The 2922-nt window shown below is 56.5% G+C and carries 3 protein-coding genes; all 3 read left to right on the forward strand.

The features are described from left to right. The first annotated feature begins 82 nt into the window (after nt 1-82). The 3 genes from tnpA to tnpC all read left to right on the forward strand — a co-directional run bounded on the left by tnpA (nt 83) and on the right by tnpC (nt 2311). Nucleotides 83-412 (forward strand): IS66 family insertion sequence element accessory protein TnpA, encoded by a 330-nt coding sequence (gene tnpA / locus ADK28_RS31505; RefSeq protein ID WP_049191698.1) that lies wholly within the window; start codon nt 83-85, stop codon nt 410-412. Then, nucleotides 406-744, forward strand: coding sequence for an IS66 family insertion sequence element accessory protein TnpB (gene tnpB, locus ADK28_RS11430; protein ID WP_048795397.1), 339 nt, complete (start codon nt 406-408; stop codon nt 742-744). Before tnpA ends, tnpB begins: the two co-directional genes overlap by 7 nt. A 64-nt stretch (nt 745-808) precedes the next feature. Then, nucleotides 809-2311, forward strand: a complete 1503-nt coding sequence (tnpC, locus tag ADK28_RS11435) for an IS66 family transposase (RefSeq protein ID WP_048795398.1) — start codon at nt 809-811, stop codon at nt 2309-2311. Nucleotides 2312-2922 lie beyond the last annotated feature (611 nt).

Genomic DNA, 2922 nt, shown 5'->3' on the forward strand with positions numbered 1-2922 from the left:
GTAAGCACGCGGTGAACTCACATTGTTAATCCTTGTGCGACTCGGCACGCTTGAACCTCATGTTCACTACGCAGGTTCCCCCATGCCAAAATCTCGCCATACCCTCCAACAACAGCAGCAACATGTCGCCGACTGGCAATTCAGCGGCCTGTCCCGCACTCAGTACAGCCTGCAACACCATCTCAATGTCAAAACCTTTTGCAACTGGGTCGGCAAGTGGACCAAAATCCCAACGTCACCGGCCGCTGAACCCCCTTTTATTCCGGTGACTGTTGCCCCTGAAGAGGCACCGCTATCCCTCCCCAACATAGACCCGCATATGCCCGCCATTACCCTGAATTTAAAACGGTGCTCCATCACCTGCCAGCCCAGCCAGTTGCCGGCCATCATGGCGGAGCTCAACCTATGCTAATGCCTCATGCCATCTGGCTGGCCCGTGAGCCGACCGATATGCGCCGGGGTATTGATACCCTGACCCGGCTGGCCGATGAACACTTGCCCTCGCCCTTACCGCCGGGAACCGCGGTGGTTTTCTGCAACAAGGCACGCTCACGCATCAAAGTGTTGCAGTGGGACAAGCACGGCGTCTGGCTGTGCACCCGCCGGTTGCATCAGGGCCACTTCACCTGGCCCCGCCCCGGGGATACCGCCTGGCCGCTGACGGCAGAGCAGTTCGCCTGGCTGACCAAGGGGGTAGACTGGCAACAGGTTGAGGGGCTTGACCTGCCGGGCTGGGAAACCTGAGACGTTAAACGTTAACGTCATGATATGACGTGATTATCACCGTCCGTTATGTCAAGCTGCTGATATGGATATCGACGCGCTGTTTACCACACAAGATCCCCATGAGTTACGTGTCCGGGCTCTGGCCCTGCTCGAAGCTCAGGCTCACTACATCCAGGCCCTGGAAGACGCGCTGAAGGCCGGCCGTCGCTGGCGCTTCGGCCGCAAGAGTGAAGCCTTCCAGGGCGAACAGCGGAGCCTGGCGGAAGAGGATGTCGATGCCGACACCGCCGACCTGGAACAGCAGTTGGCGGCGGTGTTACCGGCAGGCAAGGCGCTCCCTGGCACACCGCCCAAACGCCAGCCATTGCCGCCAGAGTTATCCCGTGAAACGGTCCGTCTTGACCTGAGCAGTCATGACTGCCCCGACTGCGGGCACGCCCTGCGCCCCCTGCGTGATGAGGTGAGCGAACGGCTGGAGTACATTCCGGCTCGGGTGGTGGTGCATCGCACGGTGCGCCCGCACTACAGCTGTCCCTGCTGTGAAACCGTCCATACCGTTCCCTTACCGCCTCAGCTTATCGAAAAAGGCCAGCCCGGTCCGGGGTTGTTGGCCCAGGTCACCGTAGCCAAATGCAGTGACCATCTGCCGCTATACCGTCAGCAGAAAATCTACCTGCGTCACGGTATCGATATTCCCTGCAGCACGCTGGCTGGTTGGTTCGGTGCGGTGGGGGCGGCACTGAAGCCACTGGCCGACGCCCTGCGGCAGGACCTGCTGCAGCAAGCGGTACTGCAGGCGGATGAGACACCGTTACTGTTGCTCAATCCCGAAAAAGGTCACAGCCAGAAGGGGTATCTGTGGGCCTACGTCAGCGCCGCCGGGGCAGACAGGGCGGTGGTGCTGTATGACTGCCAGCCGGGCCGCAGTGGCACCTATGCCAGCGCGATGCTGGATAGCTGGCAGGGTACGTTGGTCGTGGACGGCTATGCCGGTTACCGGGCGCTGTTCGACGAAGGTAGCGTGAAGGAAGCCGGCTGCTGGGCGCATGTGCGTCGGAAGTTCTTCGACCAGCACAAGGCGAACGGCAGTCCGGTGGCAGAAATCGCCCTGGCCACTATCCGCGAGCTGTACAACCTGGAGCGACGGATAAAGCAGCGCCCGGCAGAACAACGACGACGATGGCGACACCGTTATGCCAAACCGCGGTTGAAGGCGTTCGAAAGCTGGTTACAGGTGAAGCAGCAGAAGACGGCACCAAACTCGGGGATACGCAAGGCCATCGACTATACGTTGAAGCGATGGGCGGCGTTACTGGTCTATCTGGAGGATGGTCGGGTACCGATAGACAACAACCGGGCGGAGAACGTGATACGTCCGGTGGCGGTTGGGCGCAAGAACTGGCTCTTCGCAGGCAGTCTGCGAGCGGGTCAGCGAATGGCGAATATCCTGAGTCTGCTGGAGACGGCAAAGCTGAACGGTTTGGAGCCGTATGCCTGGTTGCGTGATGTACTGACGCGGTTGCCGTCGTGGCCGAACCGGCGGTTGAATGAGCTGCTGCCGTACGCCGGCAATACCTTCCGTTAGTCCTCTGAAAATCCAAAACACAAACTCACCTTGCAACGCAAGGTGAGTTCACCACGTGCTTACGGTTGTTGAAAAGATAATTCCAGAGTGAGTGTTTATGGTTCTTATTGCATGTAACGACTGTCTGGTGCTGCTTTGGTTGGTGTTACTATCAGGCTGAATGTGTTGGATTGGTAATAATATAATAAAGAAGGGGAGTGATTACTGAAAGTATAATGAGTGGTGATCGCTAAAGAGTGGGTTGTGATCAGTAAGACTACTGTTTACTACAGCAGTGGTTACTGCTGGTAAGAGAGTCATGACTACAGAAATGAATAAGATGAATAACTTATGGTGGCTTGATTACTGCCCTGGTGGACAGTTATTAGAAACAGGGTGACTATTGGGTAGGGGTATTGGTGGGTTAAGATTACAGACCATTAAGTCATGGCTGGTATCCATTGCTTATCTGTTACCAGAGTCATCAGTAACCGTTACACGACTGACAAGACTACTGGGAATGTAATAAGTATCAGGCTGAGAATAAGCTAACGTTGAGTGGAGTGGTAAGCACGATCGCAATGTGTTGTGAATACACTGGCATTATCCTGTCTCAATAGGTTTTGTTATTG

The organism is Serratia sp. 506_PEND (assembly GCF_001076875.1).
Classification (GTDB): Bacteria; Pseudomonadota; Gammaproteobacteria; order Enterobacterales; family Enterobacteriaceae; genus Serratia; species Serratia marcescens.

Coding starts and splice junctions, on each gene's coding strand:
- tnpA (WP_049191698.1), top strand. CDS start 83: ATGCCAAAATCTCGCCATACCCTCCAACAACAGCAGCAACATGTCGCC.
- tnpB (WP_048795397.1), top strand. CDS start 406: ATGCTAATGCCTCATGCCATCTGGCTGGCCCGTGAGCCGACCGATATG.
- tnpC (WP_048795398.1), top strand. CDS start 809: ATGGATATCGACGCGCTGTTTACCACACAAGATCCCCATGAGTTACGT.